The organism is Pontixanthobacter sp. CEM42, assembly GCF_017812015.1.
Lineage (GTDB): Bacteria > Pseudomonadota > Alphaproteobacteria > Sphingomonadales > Sphingomonadaceae > Pontixanthobacter.
Map to the genome: position 1 here is coordinate 1,336,913 of NZ_JADQTN010000001.1, position 21,542 is coordinate 1,358,454.

General features: G+C 56.8%; 22 protein-coding genes. 11 read left to right on the plus strand and 11 right to left on the minus strand.

Annotation, left to right across the window (positions count from 1 at the left end; all coding sequences use genetic code 11):
- Positions 1-86: 86 nt before the first annotated feature.
- The 8 genes from J9777_RS06400 to smpB all read right to left on the minus strand — a co-directional run bounded on the left by J9777_RS06400 (position 87) and on the right by smpB (position 7,548).
- On the minus strand, positions 87-707 hold the full coding sequence (locus J9777_RS06400; RefSeq protein WP_245228524.1) for a tail fiber protein: 621 nt from the start codon (positions 705-707) through the stop codon (positions 87-89).
- A gap of 32 nt (positions 708-739) precedes the next feature.
- Positions 740-1,360: a tail fiber protein gene (locus J9777_RS06405; RefSeq protein WP_209347907.1), complete on the minus strand. Its 621-nt coding sequence runs from the start codon at positions 1,358-1,360 to the stop codon at positions 740-742.
- A 39-nt stretch (positions 1,361-1,399) separates the two neighbouring features.
- Positions 1,400-1,735 carry a phage tail protein gene (locus J9777_RS06410; RefSeq protein WP_209347908.1) on the minus strand — a complete coding sequence of 112 codons (336 nt, stop codon included), beginning with the start codon at positions 1,733-1,735 and terminating at the stop codon, positions 1,400-1,402.
- A 360-nt stretch (positions 1,736-2,095) separates the two neighbouring features.
- Positions 2,096-2,713, minus strand: coding sequence for a tail fiber protein (locus J9777_RS06415; protein WP_209347909.1), 618 nt, complete (start codon positions 2,711-2,713; stop codon positions 2,096-2,098).
- Positions 2,714-2,811: 98 nt separating this feature from the next.
- Entirely contained in the window at positions 2,812-3,429 is a 618-nt protein-coding gene (locus J9777_RS06420; RefSeq protein WP_209347910.1) for a tail fiber protein, read from the minus strand.
- A 215-nt stretch (positions 3,430-3,644) separates the two neighbouring features.
- Positions 3,645-6,104, minus strand: a complete 2,460-nt coding sequence (locus J9777_RS06425) for a response regulator (RefSeq protein WP_245228525.1) — start codon at positions 6,102-6,104, stop codon at positions 3,645-3,647.
- Positions 6,101-6,706, minus strand: a complete 606-nt coding sequence (locus J9777_RS06430) for a DUF2062 domain-containing protein (RefSeq protein ID WP_209347911.1) — start codon at positions 6,704-6,706, stop codon at positions 6,101-6,103. Before J9777_RS06430 ends, J9777_RS06425 begins: the two co-directional genes overlap by 4 nt.
- Before the next feature lie 359 nt (positions 6,707-7,065).
- Positions 7,066-7,548, minus strand: coding sequence for an SsrA-binding protein SmpB (smpB, locus tag J9777_RS06435; RefSeq protein WP_209347912.1), 483 nt, complete (start codon positions 7,546-7,548; stop codon positions 7,066-7,068).
- Between the two features lie 143 nt (positions 7,549-7,691).
- Between smpB and J9777_RS06440 the strand changes: the two genes are divergently transcribed.
- On the plus strand, positions 7,692-9,404 hold the full coding sequence (locus J9777_RS06440; RefSeq protein ID WP_209347913.1) for an amidohydrolase family protein: 1,713 nt from the start codon (positions 7,692-7,694) through the stop codon (positions 9,402-9,404).
- 50 nt (positions 9,405-9,454) lie between these two features.
- Here J9777_RS06440 and J9777_RS06445 read toward each other — a convergent pair whose 3' ends face one another.
- Together J9777_RS06445 and dapA are read right to left on the minus strand one after the other, a co-directional pair.
- Complete coding sequence (locus J9777_RS06445; protein ID WP_209347914.1) at positions 9,455-9,745, minus strand: GIY-YIG nuclease family protein; 291 nt, start codon at positions 9,743-9,745, stop codon at positions 9,455-9,457.
- A 164-nt stretch (positions 9,746-9,909) separates the two neighbouring features.
- Complete coding sequence (gene dapA / locus J9777_RS06450) at positions 9,910-10,791, minus strand: 4-hydroxy-tetrahydrodipicolinate synthase (protein WP_209347915.1); 882 nt, start codon at positions 10,789-10,791, stop codon at positions 9,910-9,912.
- Between the two features lie 95 nt (positions 10,792-10,886).
- Between dapA and J9777_RS06455 the strand changes: the two genes are divergently transcribed.
- Genes J9777_RS06455 through J9777_RS06475 form a run of 5 tightly spaced genes read left to right on the plus strand, consistent with a single transcriptional unit; the run spans position 10,887 to position 16,301 of the window.
- On the plus strand, positions 10,887-12,845 hold the full coding sequence (locus J9777_RS06455) for a lytic transglycosylase domain-containing protein (protein WP_209347916.1): 1,959 nt from the start codon (positions 10,887-10,889) through the stop codon (positions 12,843-12,845).
- A 22-nt stretch (positions 12,846-12,867) separates the two neighbouring features.
- Positions 12,868-13,368 carry an invasion associated locus B family protein gene (locus tag J9777_RS06460; protein WP_348631948.1) on the plus strand — a complete coding sequence of 167 codons (501 nt, stop codon included), beginning with the start codon at positions 12,868-12,870 and terminating at the stop codon, positions 13,366-13,368.
- A gap of 49 nt (positions 13,369-13,417) precedes the next feature.
- Complete coding sequence (gene rlmN, locus J9777_RS06465; protein WP_209347918.1) at positions 13,418-14,683, plus strand: 23S rRNA (adenine(2503)-C(2))-methyltransferase RlmN; 1,266 nt, start codon at positions 13,418-13,420, stop codon at positions 14,681-14,683.
- Between the two features lie 47 nt (positions 14,684-14,730).
- Entirely contained in the window at positions 14,731-15,711 is a 981-nt protein-coding gene (locus J9777_RS06470) for an acyl-CoA thioester hydrolase/BAAT C-terminal domain-containing protein (protein WP_209347919.1), read from the plus strand.
- Entirely contained in the window at positions 15,708-16,301 is a 594-nt protein-coding gene (locus J9777_RS06475; protein WP_209347920.1) for a class I SAM-dependent methyltransferase, read from the plus strand. Before J9777_RS06470 ends, J9777_RS06475 begins: the two co-directional genes overlap by 4 nt.
- Before the next feature lie 9 nt (positions 16,302-16,310).
- Here J9777_RS06475 and J9777_RS06480 read toward each other — a convergent pair whose 3' ends face one another.
- Positions 16,311-16,814, minus strand: coding sequence for a hypothetical protein (locus tag J9777_RS06480; RefSeq protein ID WP_209347921.1), 504 nt, complete (start codon positions 16,812-16,814; stop codon positions 16,311-16,313).
- A gap of 82 nt (positions 16,815-16,896) precedes the next feature.
- On the opposite strand from J9777_RS06480, the gene J9777_RS06485 reads away from it, so the two are divergent.
- From J9777_RS06485 to J9777_RS06505, 5 genes are all read left to right on the plus strand, one after another.
- Entirely contained in the window at positions 16,897-17,556 is a 660-nt protein-coding gene (locus tag J9777_RS06485) for an MOSC domain-containing protein (RefSeq protein ID WP_209347922.1), read from the plus strand.
- 212 nt (positions 17,557-17,768) lie between these two features.
- Positions 17,769-19,223: a metallophosphoesterase gene (locus J9777_RS06490; protein ID WP_209347923.1), complete on the plus strand. Its 1,455-nt coding sequence runs from the start codon at positions 17,769-17,771 to the stop codon at positions 19,221-19,223.
- Between the two features lie 67 nt (positions 19,224-19,290).
- Positions 19,291-20,085, plus strand: a complete 795-nt coding sequence (locus J9777_RS06495; protein WP_209347924.1) for an SDR family oxidoreductase — start codon at positions 19,291-19,293, stop codon at positions 20,083-20,085.
- A 1-nt stretch (position 20,086) separates the two neighbouring features.
- Positions 20,087-20,791 (plus strand): cytochrome b/b6 domain-containing protein, encoded by a 705-nt coding sequence (locus J9777_RS06500; protein WP_209347925.1) that lies wholly within the window; start codon positions 20,087-20,089, stop codon positions 20,789-20,791.
- Positions 20,788-21,540: a molybdopterin-dependent oxidoreductase gene (locus J9777_RS06505; protein ID WP_209347926.1), complete on the plus strand. Its 753-nt coding sequence runs from the start codon at positions 20,788-20,790 to the stop codon at positions 21,538-21,540. Before J9777_RS06500 ends, J9777_RS06505 begins: the two co-directional genes overlap by 4 nt.
- Positions 21,541-21,542 lie beyond the last annotated feature (2 nt).

The following is a 21,542-nucleotide window of genomic DNA, read 5'->3' on the forward strand; positions in this document are numbered from 1 at the left end:
TCGCATAAATTGAACCGAAGCCACAACAACGAAAAAGGGGCGACACCAGTGGTGCGCCCCTCTTCCTTATTCCTGGCTGAACGCCGTTAGTTGCGTGACGGGAAAACGCCAGTGTTAGCAACGCAATACCGCAGGACCTGAAATGGCTGCATGTTGAAGTGCGGCTGATTTCCGCCACCCGATACGTCGATATGCAACGTGTCGGGATGCAGCGCACCATTGGCCGTTGGCGTCGCGGTATCCGAATAGATTGGCGTTGTCGTCCGGCCGATCGCGTTGTCTTTGGGATTGCCGGTATCCGCGTTCGCCGTGTTTTCCGCACGCACCTCACCCGTGTGACTGTGTCCAGGAAGCTCGCCGGGAGTCAGTGTGACCTGCTCAGCGCCGCCTTTTTGTCCCATTATGCGCGGCGTCAACCCCGGACCATTTCCGAAGCCAACCACTGTCCGTCCGCGCAGATCGGGCAAACCAAATGTGGTTCTGCCATCCCCGCCGAATTGCGTACCATAAAGCGAGAATAGCGCCTGCCATTGAGAGATAGGCAGCAATTGCCCTTCTGCGCCGAAAGTGCCGCGGGGGCAGAAGGTATAGCCTACCAGGCTAACTTCCCCCAGGTAATCATTCGGCCCGGCACTAACCGGAGCAGAAACTCCCAACATAGTTGCGGGTATTGCCGACAATGCAGCGTATTTGATAAATTTCTTCATGAGCTTTTTCCTTATGCGAATATCAGTGGCAATCAGTTGCGCGACGGGTATTGGCCTTGCAGCACGACGCAGTAACGCATGACTTGAAATGGCTGCATATTCGCGTGGGACTGATTTCCGCCTCCTGATACGTCGATATGCAGCGTGTCGGGATGCAGTGCGCCATTCGCCGTTGGCGTAGCGGTATTCGAATAGATTGCCGTTGTTGTCCGGCCGATGGCGTTGTCTTTGGGATTGCCAGTATCTGCATTCGCTGAATTTTCCGCACGCACTTCGCCAGTGTGGCTATGTGACGGAATCTCAGTGGCATTCAGCGTAACGCGCTCGGCACCGCTTTTTTGCCCCATTGGCCGCGGCGTCAATCCCGGACCATTGCCCTGACCAACAGCGGTCCGTCCACGCAGATCGGGAAGGCCCATTGTCGTGCGGCCATCACCGCCGAAAGTCGTGCCGTAAAGTGAGAACAGCGCTGTATTCTGCGCAATAGGCAAAAGCTGTCCGGCCGCATCAGTGCTTGCGCGCGGACAGAAGGTATAGCCTACCAGCATCAGTTCACCGATATACTCATCGGTACCTGCCGTTGCCGGTGCGGCAGTGCTCATTAACGCCGCAGGTGCTGCTGCCATCACGGCAACCTTGGTAAGTTTTTTCATTATATTACTCCCTCCTTGAGTTGTATTAGATTCAATCAGTTACGAGTTGGGTAAGAGCCAATCGTCGACATGCAGTTTCTCATACCGAGAAATGGATTGCGCGAATTGAACGGTTGGCCGCCGCCTGTGTTGTTTATCGACAAAGTGCTGGGATGCAGAGCTCCGGCCCCGCAAATCTGGAACGGCGGAAGTCGAACGTCCGTCACCGCCAAAATTCGTACCCACTAATGAGTAGAGCGCAGAGTTTGACGAAATCGACATAAGTTGACCGCTGGCTTCAACCCATCCGCGCGAGCAGAAGGTATAGGGGACGACCATCTCGCCGATCCACGGAGTATTACCGGCAATAGCAGGTGTAGGTGCACTCACAGCCATGACCGAAGTGCATCAAGCATTGTCATCTTAACAAGTGTCTTCATGTCAATTCCCCGCAGATTTTTATGTTATGTTCTGGGGCGACCGAGGGCATAAAGTAACAGAGAAGGGTCGATGGGCAAGCTTTTGAGAAATTTTGTCCATTTCGTACAAAACCTGATTCACCTACTTTTTACGAAGGCAGGTTTTTCAATTATTTATATGCAAAATGCAAATGCGACCGCGACCTTCCGCAACACCTATGTCACCGCACGACAGCAAATTTCGCGCTGAAATAGGCCCTGCAGGGCATTGCAACCAGGCATAAAAAGGGGCGCCGACACAATCGGCACCCCTTCCGAAGTCTCTTTGCTGCGCAGCTTAGTTCCGCGACGGATATATACCGAACAGAGCGACGCACTTATACATACCCAAATACGGGTCGCGGAGCGGGAATGATTGCCCACCTCCGGTATTGTTGGTGGTTACCGTGCCCGGTGCAAAAGTAACCGCAGCATTGGGAGCGGTTGTATTGCTATAAATTTGGAGCGTTGACCGCGCCACAGCCGCGTTAGCCGGATTCCCAGTGTTCGAATTGGCAGTGTTCTCCGCGTGCAAATTACCGGTGTGATTGTGCGCCGGTAGATTGGCGTTTGTAAGAACCATGGTTTCGCTGCCACCTCTCTGGCCCCATTGTATTGAGGAAAGCCCTGGCCCGGTGCCCACTCCAATTGAACTTCGTCCCCGTAAGTCCGGCAGCGCAAAAGTCGTCCGGCCATCGCCGCCATAGGTTGTGCCTAACAGCGAAAACAATGCGGAGTTTGATGATATAGCCTGCAAGCTACCGTTGGCTTCGCCCCAACCGCGCGGACAGAAGTTAAACCCAACTGTCATGATCTCGCCGGTAAATGGGTTAGTGCTTGCAGAGACGGTTGCGGGCGTGCCCAACGTAAGCGTCGCAGCCGCTCCGAGCATCGCTATTTTCGATAATTTTCTCATGATAATTCCCTGTTCGTATGCTGTTCTATTCTTAAATCGCGTAGCAAGAGGGTCCGAATTTCGCTCTTCGCCCCTTGCTACTTTCAACGCGGCACACGTTAGTTACGCGACGGGAATACGCCCTGCATCGCAATGCACTTATACATACCCAAATACGGGTCGCGGAGCGGGAATGATTGCCCACCTCCGGTATTGTTGGTGGTTACCGTACCCGCAGCAAAAGTAACCGCAGGATTGGGCGGAGCTACGCTGCTGTAAATCTGGAGTGTTGAACGAGCCAAAGCCGCGTTAGCCGGATTTCCTGTGTTCGAATTGGCAGTGTTTTCTGCATGCAAATTACCAGTGTGATTATGCGACGGTAGATTGGCGTTCGTGAGAACCATGGTCTCAAACCCACCTCTTTCGCCCCAGCTTATTGTCGACAGCCCAGCCCCGCGGCCGACACCGACGGAGCTCCGACCGCGCAGATCTGGCAATTGGAAAGTGGTCCGGCCATCACCACCGTAGGTTGTCCCGATCAGCGAGAATAACGCGGTATTTGAGGAGATTGGCAGCAAAGCACCAGCGGTCTCACCCCATCCACGTGGACAGAAGTTAAACCCGACGGTCATAATCTCGCCCAGAAGCGGATCAGCGCTCGCCATAGCGGGTGTAGGCGCGCTCAAAGTCAAAGCACTCGCAGCGCCAAGCATTGCAATTTTGGATAGTTTTTTCATGACATCTTCCCTGTTGTTTGTTGTTTTATCTTTTGGGACGACCTGAAGGGAAAGTAACAGAGAAACATCGTTCGGCAAGCTTTTGAGAAATTTTGTCCATTTCGTACAAAATCTGAAACTGCGGACATATATATTTCAAAGGTATATCAGAAAAGCGACATGGACTGCGAGCGCAAGACACTGACCAATTCAGGGCAATTATTTCGGATGCGATCCTACTTTGCGGAACGCGCTCCGGCCAACACTCCGCCAACCTTCTCGCCGATCTGCTGGACGCTGAACGGCTTTGCAATGAAGTGCATATTGTCGATGTCGATCTCTTTACGAAGCTGTTCCTCTGCGTAGCCCGACATGAACAGGATCGGCATACCAGGATGCGCCTTGCGCAGCGCCTTGACCATAGTCGGGCCGTCCATCCCGGGCATTACCACATCGGATAAGACCAGATCGAAAGGTCCGCCATTGGCTATTGCTGCCAAACCTTCCTCGCCATCGCTGGCAGTGGTGACGGTGTAACCCGCGCGAGACAAAGCGCGCTCTGCAACGGCGCGAACCATGTCCTCATCCTCGACCAACAGGATATTTCCGCCGCCCGACCAGTCACTGGCTGGAGCGACGTCATCCGCTTTTGCGACCGCTACTGCGCCTTGGTGCACCGGCAGGTAGATCGTAAAGCGAGCGCCAGCCGGCGTGCTCTTCGTGCCCGCAACATTGTCGGCAAAGATAAAGCCGCCCGATTGCTTGACGATGCCGTAAACGGTCGAAAGGCCAAGCCCCGTGCCTTTTCCTTGTTCCTTAGTCGTAAAGAACGGCTCGAAAATCTTGGTCAGCAGACCTTGTGGAATGCCGCCGCCAGTATCTTGCACCATCAGCACGGTATAGTCCGCCACCGGAATGATGTCGGTTTCCATCTTGCGAATATCGCGTGCGCTGACACGGCGGGTCGCCATGGTTAGCTGACCCGAAGCATCGCCCTGCGCCTGAATCGCATCGCGCGCATTCACCGCCAGATTGACGATCACCTGCTCCAGTTGTTGAGGGTCAGCGCGTACTGGACCAAGATCACGATCATGGCGGACTTTGAATGTGATTTTCTCGCCCAGCAGACGTTTGAGAAGCTGGCTAACCTCGCTCACGACATCGGGCAATTGCAGGACTTCGGGCCGCAAGGTTTGCTGGCGAGAGAAAGCAAGCAATTGCCGCGTCAGGCTGGCCGCGCGGTTTGAATTGACGCGGATCTGCTGGATATCATCATAATCGCTATCGCCGGGCGTATGGCGTAGCAACATCAAATCGCAATAACCGATGATCGCGGTCAGGACATTGTTGAAATCATGCGCAACGCCGCCTGCGAGCTGTCCGACCGCCTGCATCTTTGTCGCCTGCGCCACTTGCTGCTTCAGCTGCGTTTCCTCGCTGGAATCGCTTAGACTTAGCAGGACAGCCGCCTCACCCAACCCACGCACGCCCGCGAGACCGAGCGACACAGGTTCGTCCGGATGACCGCGCATCCGCACTGCCATATCACCATTGCTGGCCGGACCTTTGCCAAAGCGGCGCACGGCATCAGCCAGCGCGCCCTTGTCTTCGGCAACCACAAGATCAGAGGGATATTGCGGAACCCCCGCATCTTCGCGATCCACAGCGCGCAGAAATGCCTGATTGGCAAATAGGAACCGCCCGTCGCGGTCAGTCATCGCTAGGCCCAGTGGCAACGCGCCGAGCAGCGCCTCCAATTGAGGCGTAGCCGCCGAATTCGCCGCGTCACTTTGTCCACCAATGCCGACGCCGCTTTCCAGCAACAACATCAGCGATGCTGCCTCATCTGCCCCGCTGGCATTGGGATTGGAGAGATCGTCGAGCGGAACCTGCACCAGTGTCTGCGGCGAGCCTTTGCGTCCTTCGCGGCCAAAATAGATCTGATCGCGATCATCGGTACGAAGCTGGCTCACAAATTCCTGCCCCGCCATCGTCGCCGATGGATCGCCCGAAGCGCGTTCCGCAAAACCCTTGCCAACCGCACGGATCATTCCGTCGGGCGCGACCAATGCCGCCTCGATCCCGGCGCGCGAAAGCAATTGCCCGAGCGAGCCCGTGAGCCACTCGCTCACTGTGAGTGCCGCGTCAGCCTCTGCAGCAGCGCTCAGCCTCCAGATCAAATAGTCATCACCGCGGCCTGCTCGTTCCGCAGATGCATGCCAGCCGGTCGTGCCATCGTCACTCATCAAACCTTGGGCATTGGCTTGTCCATCGCGCCACGCTTCACGCGCGGCCCGTGTGAGGGCTTCCAGCGATGGTCGATCAAGTGCCAGATTAGGCGGCGATGCACCAAAGCCGAACCATTCCGCATAGAGCGTGTTGGCGCAAGCGAGCCGGTTGGCCCGGTCGGTAATAGCGATGGCAAGCCCCGGTTGTTCGATAGCCGCGACGGTGACCGACCAATCGGGCGGTGCCATCTCGTCAGTTTGTGCGGGTGCGCTGAACCGGCCGAACAAGAACAACGCCGCGATCAAGACAGCCAGACCACCAAGAAACGTCACCGAAAGGACCACGCTCTCGCTGACGAACCATAGAGCCGCCGCGCTGATGACCAAGGCAGCGCCCAGTCCGCCCAGCATCATCCATTGTTTCGAGTCCATCTGGCGCAGGCTTTGCACCTCACCTCGGCTGATCATCCCTTAGATGCCTCCAGCCGCTTATCGAGCCGCGCTTCCATCTGCTTGAGGCGTTTGGTGCGCTTACGCGCCACTTTAAGTCGCCACACGAAACTGGAGACAACGTAGCCCAGCGCAGCACCAACAACTGCCAGCACGACAAAGCCGAAGATCGTTACCAGCACGGTCACGCCAACGCCTTCGAACAGTTCGATCAGCCATGCCCAACGGCCACTGGCCATCTCTGTTTCCATTTCACCGCCGGTAGCAGCCCGATCAATCTTTAGAATAAAGCTGCCGACCTTATTCGCGGCGACCGCCCAGAACGGGAAGGTGAACGGGTTAGTGATGAACGTCACCAAGGCCGAAAGCGGGACATTAGCCCGCGCTGGCAGAGCCAGAAACGCCGCTAGAAAAATCTGCCCAACCGGAATGATGAAGCCAGCGAATATCCCTAGAGCTACTCCGCGCGGAACCGAGCGGCGGGTGAACCGCCACAGCTCGGGCGTCAGAAATCGATGTGCAATCGGCGCCAAATATTTGTTACGCGCCATTTCCTCACGCGTTGGCGTGTATTTACGGATCGTGTCCGCAAGAAAAGTCTTGGAGCGAAAATTGGTCATGGCAGCCGCACTGCAATGCGCGCGCGACGCATTTTTCGCAACCCTGCAAGGGGAAAATTCGGCCTACCAATCATCATATTGATATGGGTAACGGATTGAGAATGGCCAGAGGGTTAATGTGTCTTTTGTATAGCCTCAAGCGCCGGCGATCGCATCCGCTCCCTTAGGCTTCCGCGCAACGGCGCGGCGCACGGTCGTGCGCTGACTGCCGTGACCAAGGTTCAGAACAATAAACGCTGGCTTGGAATGGCTCGGCCCGACCCAGACGGGCCGCAAGGGCGACCGCCCGCCCGAGCTTATGCGAGGCAGCCAAGGAATGCGGATGCATTCCGCCCGGCGACTGAGGGTCCAAAACAAACCTACCCCTTCTCGCGGAGCAGCCTCTGCTTATCGCGTTTCCAGTCGCGATCCTTGATATATTCACGCTTGTCCTGCGCTTTGCGGCCCTTGCCCAATGCCAATTCAACCTTCGCCCGGCCGGTCTTGTTGAAATAGATCGATATCGGGACCAACGTCATCCCTTTGCGCTCCACCGCGCCCATCAGCTTGTTGATCTCGCGCTGGTTAAGCAGCAGCTTGCGCGGACGTTTGGCTTCGTGGTTCTCACGATTACCGTGGCTGTATTCGGGGATGTTGGCATTAACGAGCCACACCTGTCCGTCCTTCACTTCGGCATAGCTTTCCGAAATTGTTGCCTCACCCGCACGCAGAGCCTTCACTTCGGTGCCTTGCAGCATCAGCCCGGCTTCGAACTTGTCCTCGATCGCATAGTCAAACCGCGCCCGCCGGTTCTCGGCGACCACTTTCTGCTTATCGAAGGTTTCGGGTTTCGGGCGAGCCATAATGCGCGCCATGTAGGGAGGAAATCGCATCGGGGGAAGAGGTAGCGGCGCGTTCTTGCTTGCCAAACAGCCCGATGCGCGGAATGCTGCCCTGCAAAGTTCGGGAGGGATATATCGCAATACACATCAGCCGCAGAGCCGCTTTGGCCGGATTTTCGGCCGCACCATTGATGGCTGCATCACCAGCGGCACTCAGCCCTCAGCGGCGCGGCCCCGTTACAGTCTTCGAAGCCCGCAGCATTGTTACAATGGAACAAGCACTTCCCTCCGCACGGTTTATGGCGGTTGCAGACGGCACCATTCTTGGAGTGGCCGATAGTCTGGACGAACTCGGCCCATGGACCAAGGACCGCGAGACCAAGGTCGATAGGCAGTTCGCGGGTAAGGTCCTGTTCCCAGGCCTCGTCGATCCGCATATCCACCCGATGCAGGCCGCCGTGATGCTAGGTATGCCTTTCGTCGCGCCCGATGATTGGAAATTGCCCGGACAGAATTGGCAAGGCGTAGCGGGGCAGGAGGCTTACCGCAGACGCCTCAAGAAAGTCATCGATGGGCAATCGGGCGAACCGATCGTGATCTGGGGCCACCATGAACTGTTCCACGGACCGATGGATCGGCAAGTGCTCGACGCGATTGAGCGCGATCGACCTGTAATTGTCTGGCAACGCAGCTTCCACGATGTGTTCGCCAATAGCGCGGCTTTGCGCTGGATGGATCTCGACACCAAAGCTAAGTTCGACGCGGCGATCGCGGCTGGGAAAGCCGACCCCGAGCATGGCGATTTCGCGAAGGGCATTTTCTCGGAAACCGCATTGCAGGTCGCGATAGGCAAGTTGCGACCGGTCATCCTTGCACCCAAAAAACTGCAAAGCGGTTTTGCAGGCTTGCAGACCATGATGCACGATCGCGGGGTCACCACCACTGCCGATATGGCGACCGGTATCTTTGCAGGGTTCGAGATGGAGGCCGGGCTGATCGCCAACGCCTTCAATCGCCCGAATGGAAAGGCGCGTGTATCGCTGATTCCCATTGCTTCGGAGCTCGACAGCTATCCGAACTTCGATCCGGAGGCTTGGTACAAGCGCACTCGCGACAAATTCGCCAGCGACAAGATCATCGTCGACAAGCGGGTCAAACTGTTCGTCGATGGCGCATTCTTCGCGCAGAATATGCGGATGGGTTCGCCGGGCTATAGCGACGGTCATGTGGGCAAATGGCTGACCGAACCCGATGTGATGCGCGACCAATTGGCGCGCTATTGGGACGCAGGTTTCTCGCTACATATCCATGTGAACGGCGATGAAGGTGCGGCGGTGTTGCTCGATACGTTGGGCAAATTACCACACCGTCTCGCGCAAACAGTAACATTGGAACATCTCGGCTATTGCACGGAGGCGCAGATCGAGCAGATTCTGCAATTGGGCCTGATGGTCTCGGCACAGCCCAATTACATCCGGGTTTTAGGGGATGTGTATTCCCGAACCGGCCTTGGCGCGGACCGGGCATCGTTGATGAACCGGCTCGGCTCGCTCGAACGAACCTGGACGCCGCTCGGGCTCCACAGCGATTTCAATATGGCCCCGATTGATCCGTTCTACCTCGCATGGATCGCCCAAACCCGCGAAGGAATCGACGGCGTTGCGCGCGGCGAGGAAGAGCGGTTGAGCCGTTGGAAAGCGCTGCGTGCGATCACAATCGAGGCCGCGCAAGTGATCGGCATGAACGATACTATTGGCTCGCTCTCAGCAGGAAAAAAGGCCGACTTTGTTGCGCTCGATGACGATCCGTTTGAAGTCGAAACCGACGCGATGAAAGAGATGCCGATTGCTGCGACGGTGTTTGAGGGAGTGGTCTAGTTCGTCGCCCCTGCCCAGGCAGGGGTCTAGATAAGCTTTCTGGCACGCAGTCAGATAATTGCCTCGAACAGATCGTCCCACTCGGGATTAGCCTCCTGAATCAACCTCAACTTCCATTGCCGTTTCCAACGCTTCATCGCTTTTTCACGCGCAATCGCTTCTTCAATAGTGGAATGCTCCTCGCAATATACAAGCCGGGTCAGCCCATGTTTGCGGCAAAACTCAGACCCTTTACCTTCCCGATGTTGATAGATCCGTACAGCGAGATCAGCGGTTACGCCAATATAGAGCGTGCCGAAATTCTCGTTGGTCATGATATAGACCCAACCGCCTTTCGACATCTGCAATTCTCCTATTTAGACCACGTCTAGACCCCTGCCTGCGCAGGGGTGACGAGGTAATAGTAGCGCCGCCGAACTAACACGTCGCCCCTGCGCAGGCAGGGGTCTAGATAAGGTCAATTAATCGCTCACTGCGACAAACAAACATAACGCTACCAAAAACCCTAAACCAACCCCGCATGCTCCAGCGCAGCGTCAACCGCTTTGCGCGCATGTTCGCTGCACGCAACAATCGGCAAGCGTACTTCGTCGGTGATGTAGTCGAGCACTCGGCTCATCGCGTATTTGACCGGCGCGGGGCTGCTATCTTCGAACATTGCGTAATGCAGCGGATAGAGGCGGTCGTTGAGTTTGCGCGCGGCGACCAGATCATTGTCGGCGCAGGCTTGTTGGAATTCGGCGCACAGGGCCGGTGCAACATTGGCGGTGACCGAGATACAGCCCTTCCCGCCTGCTGCGTTGAACGGCAGCGCAAGCTCATCATTGCCCGATAGTTGGCAGAAGTCGCGACCGATGCCCATGCGGTGATCGGCAACGCGCGACAAATCTTCGCTCGCATCTTTGATCGCGACAATCTGATCGGGGAATTTATTGGCCAGCTCAATCGTGGTTTCGGGCGCGATATCGGTCACGGTGCGGCCCGGCACATTATACAGCACAATCGGCAGATCGCAGTTGCTCGCCAGATGGCTGAAATGCGCGACCAAACCAGCCTGGCTTGGCTTGTTGTAATAGGGTGCAACGCAAAGCCCTGCACTTGCTCCGGCCTTCTTGGAGAAGTTCATATGCAGCAGAGCATTTTGCGTATCATTGCTGCCGCAACCGGCGATTACGGGGACACGGCCCGCAGCCTGTTCGATGCAAATTTCGACAACGCGGTGATGCTCTGCATTGGATAGCGTAGAGGCTTCGCCAGTGGTCCCGCAAGGCACCAGAGCCTTGCTACCGCATTCGATTTGCCAGTCGACCAGCTTGCGAAAAGCGGCCTCGTCAAACGATCCGTCGCGAAAAGGAGTCACCAGAGCGGGAATTGAGCCCGAGAACATTTGCGTAATCCTGTATTTGGCCTCATGAGAATCACTTAAGAATTCCCACCATTAAGGCGTTTCATTCAGCGCCTGATAAGGAGCCGCCACCCACTATGTCCAGCATGGACCGCAAACCGCTTCCCCTTCTCGCCCTTCTTGCCATCCCCGCACTTACCCTGTCTGCCCCCACTTGCGCGCAAAGCCCGTCGCAATGGGATCAAGCACGACAGGAGATGGCGGCGAGTGCGCCAACCAGCATGGCACGGACGATCGACCGGTGGGAACAGCTGGCGAATAACAATCGCTTGGGCTTCGATGCCTATGCGAATTTCCTGATCGCCAATCCGGATTTCCCGCGCGAAACCCGGCTGCGCACGATGGCCGAAAACACTTTGGATAGCGAAGCGGTTGAGGCAGCACGACTGGTTGCATTCTTCGATCAATATCCACCACTGAGCAATGGAGCGAAGGCGCGCTATGCGCTGGCACTGAACGCGGTGAACCGCCCCGAGGCTTCAAAAATCGCCGTCGACGCATGGCGTGGCGGCGAAATGAGCGGTCCATCGGCTGCCTATATTGATGGGCTGTTCGGATCGCGCTTTACGCAGGACGATCACGATGCGCGGATGGATGCGCTACTTTGGCAAGGCAAAGCCGAAGATGCGCGTCGTCACCTCGTGAAAACATCTGCGGTGAAACAAAACCTGTTCGCAGCGAGGCTTGCCTATCTGGACGGCGGTTCGCCAGCCTCTGCGGGCGTTACAGTGCCAGCAGGTGCCTCCAGCGATGCTGGCTATCTGTTCAATCAGGTGCGCCATTATCGCAAGACGCGCCAAGGCGGCACGGCGGTGAATCTGCTCGCCAACCGGCAGCAATTTCAGGAGCTGCCGCATAATGCCGAAGCCATGCTGATCGAAATGCTCAAGCTCGCGCGGACTGGAACCGCACGGCAAGCCCAGCAAATCGCGGCCAAAATTGACGATCTGTTCGAGCCTGGCGTCGATATTCGCACCAAGAGCTACCGCATTCGCGATGACTATACCTCGCTGATGTGGCTTGGCGGGACCAAGTCGCTGTGGACGCTGGGCGATGCAGCAGCAGCTGCACCGCTATTCTATCGTTATGGCGCAGCTGCACAGACACCGCAGACGCGCTCCAAAGGCTTCTATTGGGCTGGTCTCGCAGCCTCGCAAGCTGGTGATACAGCGGGTGCCAATCGCTATTGGGAAATGGCCGCTGTTCATCCGGACCGTTTTTACGGCATGCTCGCTTTGGACAAACTTGGCCGAACAATGCCCTCATTGACTAAACAGCCAAGCGCTGTTCCGACGCCGCAGCAAGCCGCCGAATTCAGTTCATCGCGCATCGCAAATGCCGTGCGCGAAGTATCAAAACGCTCGCCATGGAAGACCGGCATCCAGTTCTACCGCACAATCGCGCAGGCTGCCGATACGCCAGCCGAGCACGCGTTGGTCGCCGATTTGGCGATTGAAATCGGTCGCCGCGATCTGGCAGTGAATGTGGGAGAGGCCGCAGGAGCAGATGGCCTGAAGGAGTTCGTACCCTTCGGTCACCCACTGCTCGACAATCCTCCGGGCACGAATTGGACCATGGTTCACGCGATCACGCGCCAGGAAAGCCAGTTTGCCGAAAACGCGATCAGCCACGCCGGCGCACGCGGACTAATGCAGTTGATGCCGGGCACTGCACGCGAGCAATCGGGCAAGCTCGGCATGAGCTACATGCGCGCCAATCTGATCAATGACACCAGCTACAATATGAAGCTGGGCGATGCCTATTTCGCGCGGATGCTGCGTTATTATGATGGCGCCTATCCACTGGCGATCGCGGCCTATAATGCCGGTCCGGGCAATGTGAACAAATGGCTGCGCCGCAATGGCGACCCGCGCAAAGGTGGTATCGATTGGGTCACTTGGGGCGAGAGAATCCCGATTTTCGAGACCAAGAATTACGTCCAGCGCGTGATCGAAAACGCGGTGGTGTACGAGCAGCTTTACCCTGAAAAGACGCTCTACGGATCGGCGCGAACGGTGCGGGCGTTTTTGCGGTAAAGTTGCGGCAGGGGGGATGTCCGTGAGATTTGCATATCCTGCACTCGCTTTGGCAGCGTTTGCCTGTCTGGCAACACCACTCGCTGCGCGCGATAGTCTTGGCATATTCTCCGATTGGGGTGCGTTTCGCGATCCGGAAACGCCGCGCTGCTATGCCATCGCCAAGGCCGCGCCGAGCAACCAGCAGCGGGACAATGATCCGTTTGCCAGTATCGGCACGTGGCCAAGCCGTCAGGTGCGTAACCAGCTGCATCTGCGGATGTCGCGCAATCTGGCGAGTGATAGCTCGATACGTCTGTCGATCGGTGACCGGACTTTTGAGCTTACCGGTTCGGGCGGCAATGCCTGGGCGAAGGATCAGCGGATGGATGCGGCCATCGTTGCCGCGATGCGCTCCGCCAGCCGAATGGTAGTGCGCGCCAAAGATAGTCGCGGCCGCAATTTCTCTAACACTTATGATCTGGAGGGCGCGGCGACCGCTATGGACGCGGCCACCGTTGGCTGCGCGCAATTGGGCCGGTAGCGCGCACCGCTAGCTTTCCGCCCCGCCCGCGCCTATATCGCGCCCAATCATGGCCGATACAGCACTTATGTCGATTCCGGGACAAGTCGATCCCGTTCCCGTTGCGCGTGACATCACGCCGCGCGAGGATGGCCGTATTGACCTGATCGGTCTGCCCAAGGCGCGGATCAAAGAGCTGTTCGAGGAAGCAGGGCTGGAGCCGAAACAGGCAAAGCTGCGCTCCAAACAAGTGTTCCACTGGCTCTACCATCGCGGCGTAACCGATTTTGCGCAGATGACCGACATCTCCAAATCCATGCGCCCTTGGCTGGCGGAGCGCTTTGTTGTTGGCCGCCCGAATGTCGTCGAGGCGCAGCATTCGAGCGACGGCACGCGCAAATGGCTGCTCAAAACCGATGACGGCCATGAATTTGAAATGGTTTTCATTCCCGACGACGCCCGCGGAACTTTATGCGTTTCCAGTCAAGTCGGCTGCACACTCAATTGCACCTTCTGCGCGACCGGCACGATGCGGCTGGTGCGTAATCTGACGCCTGGCGAAATTGTAGGCCAGGTCATGCTGGCGCGTGATGCACTCGGCGAGTGGCCCAAGGGCAGAATGGATGTCTCCGACGTTGCCGAGGATGACGAAGACGAAAGCGAATACCGCGCAGATGGACGCCTGCTGACCAACATCGTGATGATGGGTATGGGCGAGCCGCTGTATAATTTCGACCATGTCCGCGATGCGCTACAATTGGTGATGGACGGCGAAGGTCTTGCCCTGTCCAAACGCCGGATCACCCTCAGCACCAGCGGCGTTGTGCCGATGATGTATAAATGCGGCGAAGAAATCGGCGTGAACCTCGCCGTATCGCTCCACGCCGTGACCAAAGATGTCCGCGACGAGATTGTGCCGATCAATCGTAAATATGGCATCGACGAATTGCTCAAAGCCTGTGCTGATTACCCAGGTGCGTCGAACGCGCGGCGTATCACATTTGAGTATGTGATGCTCAAGGACAAGAACGATAGTGACGATGACGCACGCGAGTTGATCCGCCTGATCCGCAAATATGATCTGCCAGCGAAGGTCAATCTGATCCCGTTTAATCCGTGGCCCGGTGCCTCATACGAATGCTCCGATCCGCAGCGGATCAAGAGCTTCAGCAGCATTGTGTTCGATGCGGGGATCAGCGCGCCCGTGCGAACCCCACGCGGCCGCGATATCGATGCGGCCTGCGGTCAACTAAAGACAGCCGCCGAAAAGAAAAGCCGTGCGCAACGCGACCGCGAGGCGGCTGAGAAAGCCGAACAGACTGCATCCGCATCTTGATAGGCTGCGTATCTTCCGTATCGTTCACCTGATCGGGAGAGAAAATCGTGAAATATCTGCTTTGCCTGACCGCGTCGCTCGCACTAGGCTTTACTGCGCCTGTTGCTGCGCAAACTACCACCGAAGCGCCTGCCGCACTGGCGGCACCAACCGAGATCATGGTTGGCGATACCATGCCGGGCGCGTTCTTCATGGCGCCCGAGGGCGATGGCCCTTTTCCAACATTGATCCTGCTTGGCGGCAGCGAAGGCAATGACCGCGGCGCGCGCGGCAAAGCTCCCGCTTTCCTTGCTGAAGGTTATGCTGTGCTTGGCGTCCCATATTATTCACCAGCGTGGGGAGGTCAGGAACAGAAGTTTCCTGCTCTGCCCGAAGCTTTCGACGCCATTCCAGTTGATAAGTTGGAAACGGCGCTCAACTGGCTGACTGCCCGCGCCGATGTGCGGGCCGATGCAATTGGCGTATACGGAGTTTCCAAGGGCGCGGAATTCGCGCTGATCGGTGGAACAAAGATTGACGGCTTTGCTGCAATCGCCGCCATCGTGCCCACCGATGTCGTGTGGGAAGGATGGGGCCCGGGCACCGAGGCGGGAAAAAACAGCTCCTTCAGTTGGCGCGGAGAGCCGCTGCCCTTCGTACCCTATGACGGTATGAATGAGGAATTTGCCAATCCATCGGGAGCAAATGGCCGCCCCCGTCTGCGCTTGCCGCATGACAAGGGCCGACACGCCAATCCCGAACTGGCGGTAGCGGCGCGGATCGCTGTAGAAACCATTGATGAGCCGGTGCTGGTCGCAGGCGGTGATGGTGACAATGTGTGGAACAGCGGGGAAATGACGCAGTCCATTGCCGAAACCCGTGCAAAGGCAGGTTTGCAAACCGTCTCACTGATCTTCACCGATGCAGGCCATTCGCTGTCCGGCAATGGTTCTCCCAGCAAATGGGCAACTGACGAGGAAGAAGCCGCACAGAAAGTAATCTGGCCAGCGACGCTCTCCTTCTTTGCCAAACATTTGAAAGGCAAATGACCGACCAAGCTACCATCGAATACTACCAGCGCGAAGCACCGCGCTACGTCAAAGCATTTACGCATGGCCACAGCCGCGATCTGGACGGATTCCTCGATCTGCTTCAGCCGGATGCAAAAATCCTCGAACTCGGGTGCGGCGGCGGGCGCGATACTAAACGGATTATGGAACGCGGTTTTGCAGTCGATGCAACCGATGGCACGCCGGCTATTGCACAAGAGGCAGCGAAACATATCGGTGCACCCGTCCGCGTGATGCGGTTTGATGAACTGACATCCGCAGCAGAATATGACGCCGTGTGGGCTCATGCTTGCCTGCTACATGCGCCTTGGGACGATCTTCCCTCCATACTGTCAGCAATCTTTCGCGCGTTGAAGCCGGACGGTTGGCACTATGCCAACTACAAATTGGGTGATGGCGAAGGCCGTGACTTGCTGGGGCGTTTGGGCAACTTTCCCAAAGCCGAATGGCTCGAAGACCTTTATCGGGCTGCTGGTTTCGTCATCCACTCATCGCACCGATATCGCGGCGAAGGAGCCGACGGCACTGTCAGGGACTGGCAGGCTATTGTGGTCAGGAGACCTGAATAGCTCACGCACTCAATCAGGGTCGGTCAGATCTTCAATAGCATCAACTGCATCAGCGGTAACAGCAACTGCGGCAACTAAATATCCAGTGACTAGGACACCGCCAATGATCAGTAGGGTATTACCGCCGCCCTTTTTGGGTTTCTCCGTTGCATCAGCCTCATCTGCAAAGGTCGACAGACTGAAGCGCGCAACTTGTTGCTGGTTGAGCAACATCCGCGGATTGTCCTCGAGCGTCAGCGACAGTGTCATACGCCTCCGCTCTTGCGCTTGATTTGTATACCATGGGCGGGCGAGCAAAACCTCGTTCCGCTGAGCACTTTGCTCAAAGCCGAAATCGAAGCGGGGTTTCGTTTCGACAGAACGGCTCTTGCCGCCAAAAGGAATGGTAATCCCGGCCGATACCCTGACATCCGATGCATCGTCATAATGCAGATCACGGATTGATTGCGCGGCAACGGGCTGTGCTAACAGCAACGTCGCCATTGCACCGGTGACAAGGCTTTTGATTTTCATGAGAATTCCCCTTTGGCAGGATAGCTATCCGGCTTTTTTGGCGCTAGCAATTGCAAAGCGCGGATTGAGCAGAGGATTCCATATGAGTTGGCAAGTCGATGCTCTGCTGGTTGGGAAAGCCAAACCCTTCCGCGATCAAGAGGAAAGCGCGATTGGCAAGCAACCGGTTGATGGCCCCGTCGCGATAAGAACACTTGGTCTGGCCGGTGACGAACAAGCCGATCCTAAACATCATGGCGGCCCGCATATGGCCGTGCATCATTACCCGCGCGATCACCACACCTTCTGGCGCGAGACAATCGGCGAGCATCCTTTGCTGGATGATCCGGGCGCATTCGGCACAAACCTATCCGTCACCGGACTGACAGAAGCCGATGTCAAACTGGGCGACCGCTTCCGGCTCGGCAGTGCGATTCTGGAAGTCAGCCAACCGCGTATGCCATGCTGGAAAATCGAACACAGGTTCGAACGCAAAGCGATGGTCGCGAAGATCATCAAGAACGGGATCTCCGGCTGGTATTACCGTGTGATCGAGGAGGGCTCGGCAAAAGAGGGGGACACGCTCGAGCGGCTGGAAAGCGATGCGAGCGATTGGACTATAGAGCGGATTTTACTAGCCATCGCCTATCCCAAAAGCGTGGTCGAAATTCCCGAGCTGGAAGCCATGGCCGCCAGCGAATTGCTCGGCCCATCTTGGCGCGGCGGCGCGCAGCAGAAGATCGATTATATAAAGTCGATGTAATTTGCACTTTTCAACCTGCTCGGTATGAGTTTTTCAAGTTCCCGATCGAATATCAACTGGTCTCCTATCTCAGAATAAGATAGCTTTCTTACCGAAGTTAATGTCGGGGGGAAATAATGCGCAAATCACTATGTCTATTACCAATAGTTTTACTTCTTGGGCAGGCTTCCGCGTCGGCTACGTCTGGTGCGACAGCGACTTCACCCGGAGATGTGCTGAGCGCTTGGTCGCAATTTGTCTCTGACAAAGGCGCAGCAAAAGGCTTCCCAACGGCCCAACCCAAGATTGAATTGCGCTATGTAGTGGCGAGCGGCACGAATGCCGCAGGAGATGCGGTTGGGTGTGACGATTTTGCGATTGCGTATACCGATTCTAGCGGAACATCGGGCGTGGCCACAGGCGGCACGGCGCGCGACAACCCTGATGCGTACCGCTTTCCGATTATTGTCTGCTCATTGGCGTTGAAATCTGATTGGGCAGAGCTGCGCCTTGTCGCCGCTGGCACAGGCACCAGCGGGAAAACGATCTCCATTGCAGAGGATGGAACCGGCACAGGCGTCGACGTGGCCTTGCCCGGCCCGCACAAGATTGGTCGCCGCCATAAAGATGCCAACGGTGATGCCGAATTGCTGATTGCAACGATGGGCGATTCTGGCTGCCGTGGTGCGAGCGGCGGGCAGAATTGCGACTTTGGCTGGCCCTTCCAACGCATTACCGAACTGGCAGCAGAGGCACAACCTGACCTGTTTCTGCACGTCGGCGATTATCGGTATTACAAGCAATACGATTCACACAAACGCTGGGACTATTGGCAAAAAGACCTGCTGCTCCCGGCACGGCGCGCTTTGCTCGCTGCGCCATGGGCCTTCACTCGCGGCAATCACGAAGAATGTAGCCATCACAAATCTGGTGTCGGCTTCACCTTTCTGTTCGGTGTCGGCAACGCGGCGTGCACTGGATCAGAAGTAGATGTCGAACCGAGTTGGTCGTTCGATGTCGCACCTGGCGGGATTGACGCGTCAGGCAAGGCAAGTGACGCGCATCGCTTTGTGATGATCGATACGTCGGATGAATATTCCTCCGAACTCAAAGGCGCGTTTACGGACGCAATCAATCGCTCAAAAACAGACAGCGCGTGGTGGGTATCACATGTTCCGCCGGTTCATCTGCTAAACTACGGAGGTAAAACGCGTCCGTATAACGGCAATGTTCGCTACCAATTGGCCGAAGCTATCAAAAACACTGGTCCGCTATGCGACAGCTCGCGCACTGGATCCGCACCTTGCCGCCCCAGTCTGATTTTGCTGGGCCATGACCATATGTTCCAGACGGTGACATTCGGCGGACCGAGCGGGCCATTTACATGGCCGCAAATCTATATCGTCGGCCATGGCGGCGTTGATCTGCGTAGTGCCAATTTGAGCAGCACCTCTTGCACATTTAGGTTCAAAGACTTGCCGGGAAGCAGCGCCGCTCAGACTGGCACTGTCCACTCTCGCAGCAAGTTCGGATATGTGATGTGGCGCCGATCGGTTGCAACGACGAAATCACCAACCGGATGGATTGCCGATCCGCGCGACGATCAGGGCAACGCGTGGCAGCCCTTCAGCACTCCGACCGGCGATTGCGATCCTAAGCCGCCGGCTCCAACAAACCCAAACCCCTGACTTAGGAACGCTGTTACCTTTCAATCGGCTCTTCCCCGCGCTGCGGAATTGTGGTCCAACCATCGGCATGGCAATTCCAACAGTTCTCATCACCGGAGCAGCAAAGCGGATCGGGGCGGAGATCGCCCGCGCATTCGGCACCAATGGCTGGCATGTAATTATCCATTACGGCCGATCCGCCGAAGAGGCAGAGGCCCTCGCCGCCGAACTGCCTTCTGCCGAGGCAATTCATTGCGATCTGGCGGATACTGACGGCGCGGTTGCATTGGTCAAGAGCCTCGCAGGCCGGATCGACAATTGGCGGGCGCTGGTCAACTCCGCGTCAATTTTTCGCTATGACGATGCAACCGATATCGATCGCGCAACGTATAACCGTTCAATGATCATCAACGCCAAAACTCCTGCCCGTATGGCCCAAGCCTATCTAGCGCATGCCCGCGCGGATGGAGGCCAAAAGAAAGGGCGGCGTGTGATCCATGTGACTGATCAGAAGCTGGAGAACTCCAATCCGGACTTCTTCTCATACACCATGAGCAAACACGCATTGGATGCCACGATTGAAATGCTGGCAGACGGAGCAGCAGGGCCAGACGACCGTGTCTACGGCCTCGCTCCCGGAGCAATCCTTGCCAGTCATGATCAAACCGCCGACGAAACCGACCAATCGCATGTATTGAACTTGCTGCAGCGCAAGACAGAGGCGTCAGAGATTTCCGATGCGATGCTGTTTCTGGCCGAGGGGCATCTGGCCAGCGGAGAAACGCTCTTTATCGACAGCGGGCAGCATCTGCTCGATCAGCCGCGCGATGTGATTTACCTCGCGCGGAATACTGAGAACCACGCGCAGGCACAGGGAGCCTAAGATGGCGAAGACGACGAAACGACATGGATTGATGACGCGGTTTTGGCATTGGCTGAACCTGCTTTGCATCGTTATCCTGTTTATGTCGGGTCTGAATATCTCCAACGCGCATCGCTTTCTTTATTGGGGCAATTACGGTTTTGATCCCGCCGATGCGTGGCTCGCCGTCCCACGCTTTCCCGGATGGGCCACCATTCCCGATTATTACAGCCTCGCCGCCGCGCGCGATTGGCATATTCTGATGGCTTGGCCCTTCGCGGTCGGTTTGCTGGTGATGTGGATCGCGATGCTCGTGAAAGGGCGGTTCTGGCGCGAGATGCGGACTACTCCGAAGGAATGGCATCCGAAGGCGATTTGGAAAGACATTGTCGAGCATCTGAAGCTCAATTTCGAACATGGCGATGCGAAGTATAATTTCCTGCAGAAAGTCGCTTACGGAGTAGTTCTGGGCATCTTCCTGCCGGGGATGATCTTCACCGGCCTCGCGATCAGCCCCGGTTTCGAACCTGCCGCGCCATGGCTGGTCGATATTCTGGGCGGACGGCAAAGTGCGCGATCCATCCACTTTATCTTCTCATGGGGCATCTTCGCCTTCTTCGTGGTGCATGTGGTGCTGGTGGTGCTCGCCGGGCCGATTGGCCAGATCAGGGATATGATCACCGGCGGCAAGCTCGCCGAAAAAGCCGACAATGGAGATGCGCAATGAACGGCACTATTGGAAGACGCGGCGTATTGGCCGGAGCAAGCATGCTATTCCTTGGCGCTTGTTCCAAAGTCGCAGACAGCACGGTCGGCTCACATCTGCTCGGCGCGGCAGAGACGTGGCACAAAAAAGTCCACCGCTCGCTCGCTGACCGGACGGCCCTAGCCCGCGAATATTCGAAAGAAGACATTTCGCCCACGTTTAAAGGCAATGGCACACTCAATATCGATACGCCCGAATATCAAGCCAGCATCGAAAACCAGTTTGCCGATTGGCGGTTGGAAGTGCGCGGGATGGTCGACAATCCGATGACGCTGAGCATGGATAATATCCGCGCCCTGCCCCAGCGCACGCAGATCACGCGGCATGATTGCGTTGAAGGGTGGAGTGCCATCGGTGAATGGACCGGACCGCAGCTATCGACCTTGCTGGAGGCTGCCGGCGTGCAGGAAGGCGCGAATTTCGTGGTGTTCCGCTGTGCTGACCGTTTCAGCCAAGGCCCCTACTACGAGAGCGTCGATATGGTGGACGCGATGCACCCCCAAACCATCGTCGCGCATATGCTCAATGGCGAGCCGGTACCGGTCAAAAACGGTGCCCCACTGCGCATGCGGATTGAGAAGCAGCTAGGCTACAAACATGCCAAATACCTCACCGCAATCGAGCTGGTCGCAAGCCTGGACGATATCGGCGAAGGCGAAGGCGGCTATTGGGAAGATCACTATGGTTATCAGTGGTATGCGGGGATTTAGGC

Bases quoted from the DNA above. Each gene is read 5' to 3' on its own strand.
- J9777_RS06400 (WP_245228524.1), bottom strand. From the start codon at position 707: ATGAAGAAATTTATCAAATACGCTGCATTGTCGGCAATACCCGCAACT.
- J9777_RS06445 (WP_209347914.1), bottom strand. From the start codon at position 9,745: ATGTCGAAAGGCGGTTGGGTCTATATCATGACCAACGAGAATTTCGGC.
- J9777_RS06480 (WP_209347921.1), bottom strand. From the start codon at position 16,814: ATGAAAATCAAAAGCCTTGTCACCGGTGCAATGGCGACGTTGCTGTTA.
- J9777_RS06420 (WP_209347910.1), bottom strand. From the start codon at position 3,429: ATGAAAAAACTATCCAAAATTGCAATGCTTGGCGCTGCGAGTGCTTTG.
- smpB (WP_209347912.1), bottom strand. From the start codon at position 7,548: ATGGCTCGCCCGAAACCCGAAACCTTCGATAAGCAGAAAGTGGTCGCC.
- J9777_RS06475 (WP_209347920.1), top strand. From the start codon at position 15,708: ATGACCGACCAAGCTACCATCGAATACTACCAGCGCGAAGCACCGCGC.
- J9777_RS06505 (WP_209347926.1), top strand. From the start codon at position 20,788: ATGAACGGCACTATTGGAAGACGCGGCGTATTGGCCGGAGCAAGCATG.
- J9777_RS06455 (WP_209347916.1), top strand. From the start codon at position 10,887: ATGTCCAGCATGGACCGCAAACCGCTTCCCCTTCTCGCCCTTCTTGCC.
- J9777_RS06500 (WP_209347925.1), top strand. From the start codon at position 20,087: ATGGCGAAGACGACGAAACGACATGGATTGATGACGCGGTTTTGGCAT.
- rlmN (WP_209347918.1), top strand. From the start codon at position 13,418: ATGGCCGATACAGCACTTATGTCGATTCCGGGACAAGTCGATCCCGTT.
- J9777_RS06495 (WP_209347924.1), top strand. From the start codon at position 19,291: ATGGCAATTCCAACAGTTCTCATCACCGGAGCAGCAAAGCGGATCGGG.
- J9777_RS06405 (WP_209347907.1), bottom strand. From the start codon at position 1,360: ATGAAAAAACTTACCAAGGTTGCCGTGATGGCAGCAGCACCTGCGGCG.
- J9777_RS06410 (WP_209347908.1), bottom strand. From the start codon at position 1,735: ATGGCTGTGAGTGCACCTACACCTGCTATTGCCGGTAATACTCCGTGG.
- dapA (WP_209347915.1), bottom strand. From the start codon at position 10,791: ATGTTCTCGGGCTCAATTCCCGCTCTGGTGACTCCTTTTCGCGACGGA.
- J9777_RS06485 (WP_209347922.1), top strand. From the start codon at position 16,897: ATGAGTTGGCAAGTCGATGCTCTGCTGGTTGGGAAAGCCAAACCCTTC.
- J9777_RS06415 (WP_209347909.1), bottom strand. From the start codon at position 2,713: ATGAGAAAATTATCGAAAATAGCGATGCTCGGAGCGGCTGCGACGCTT.
- J9777_RS06425 (WP_245228525.1), bottom strand. From the start codon at position 6,104: ATGATCAGCCGAGGTGAGGTGCAAAGCCTGCGCCAGATGGACTCGAAA.
- J9777_RS06430 (WP_209347911.1), bottom strand. From the start codon at position 6,706: ATGACCAATTTTCGCTCCAAGACTTTTCTTGCGGACACGATCCGTAAA.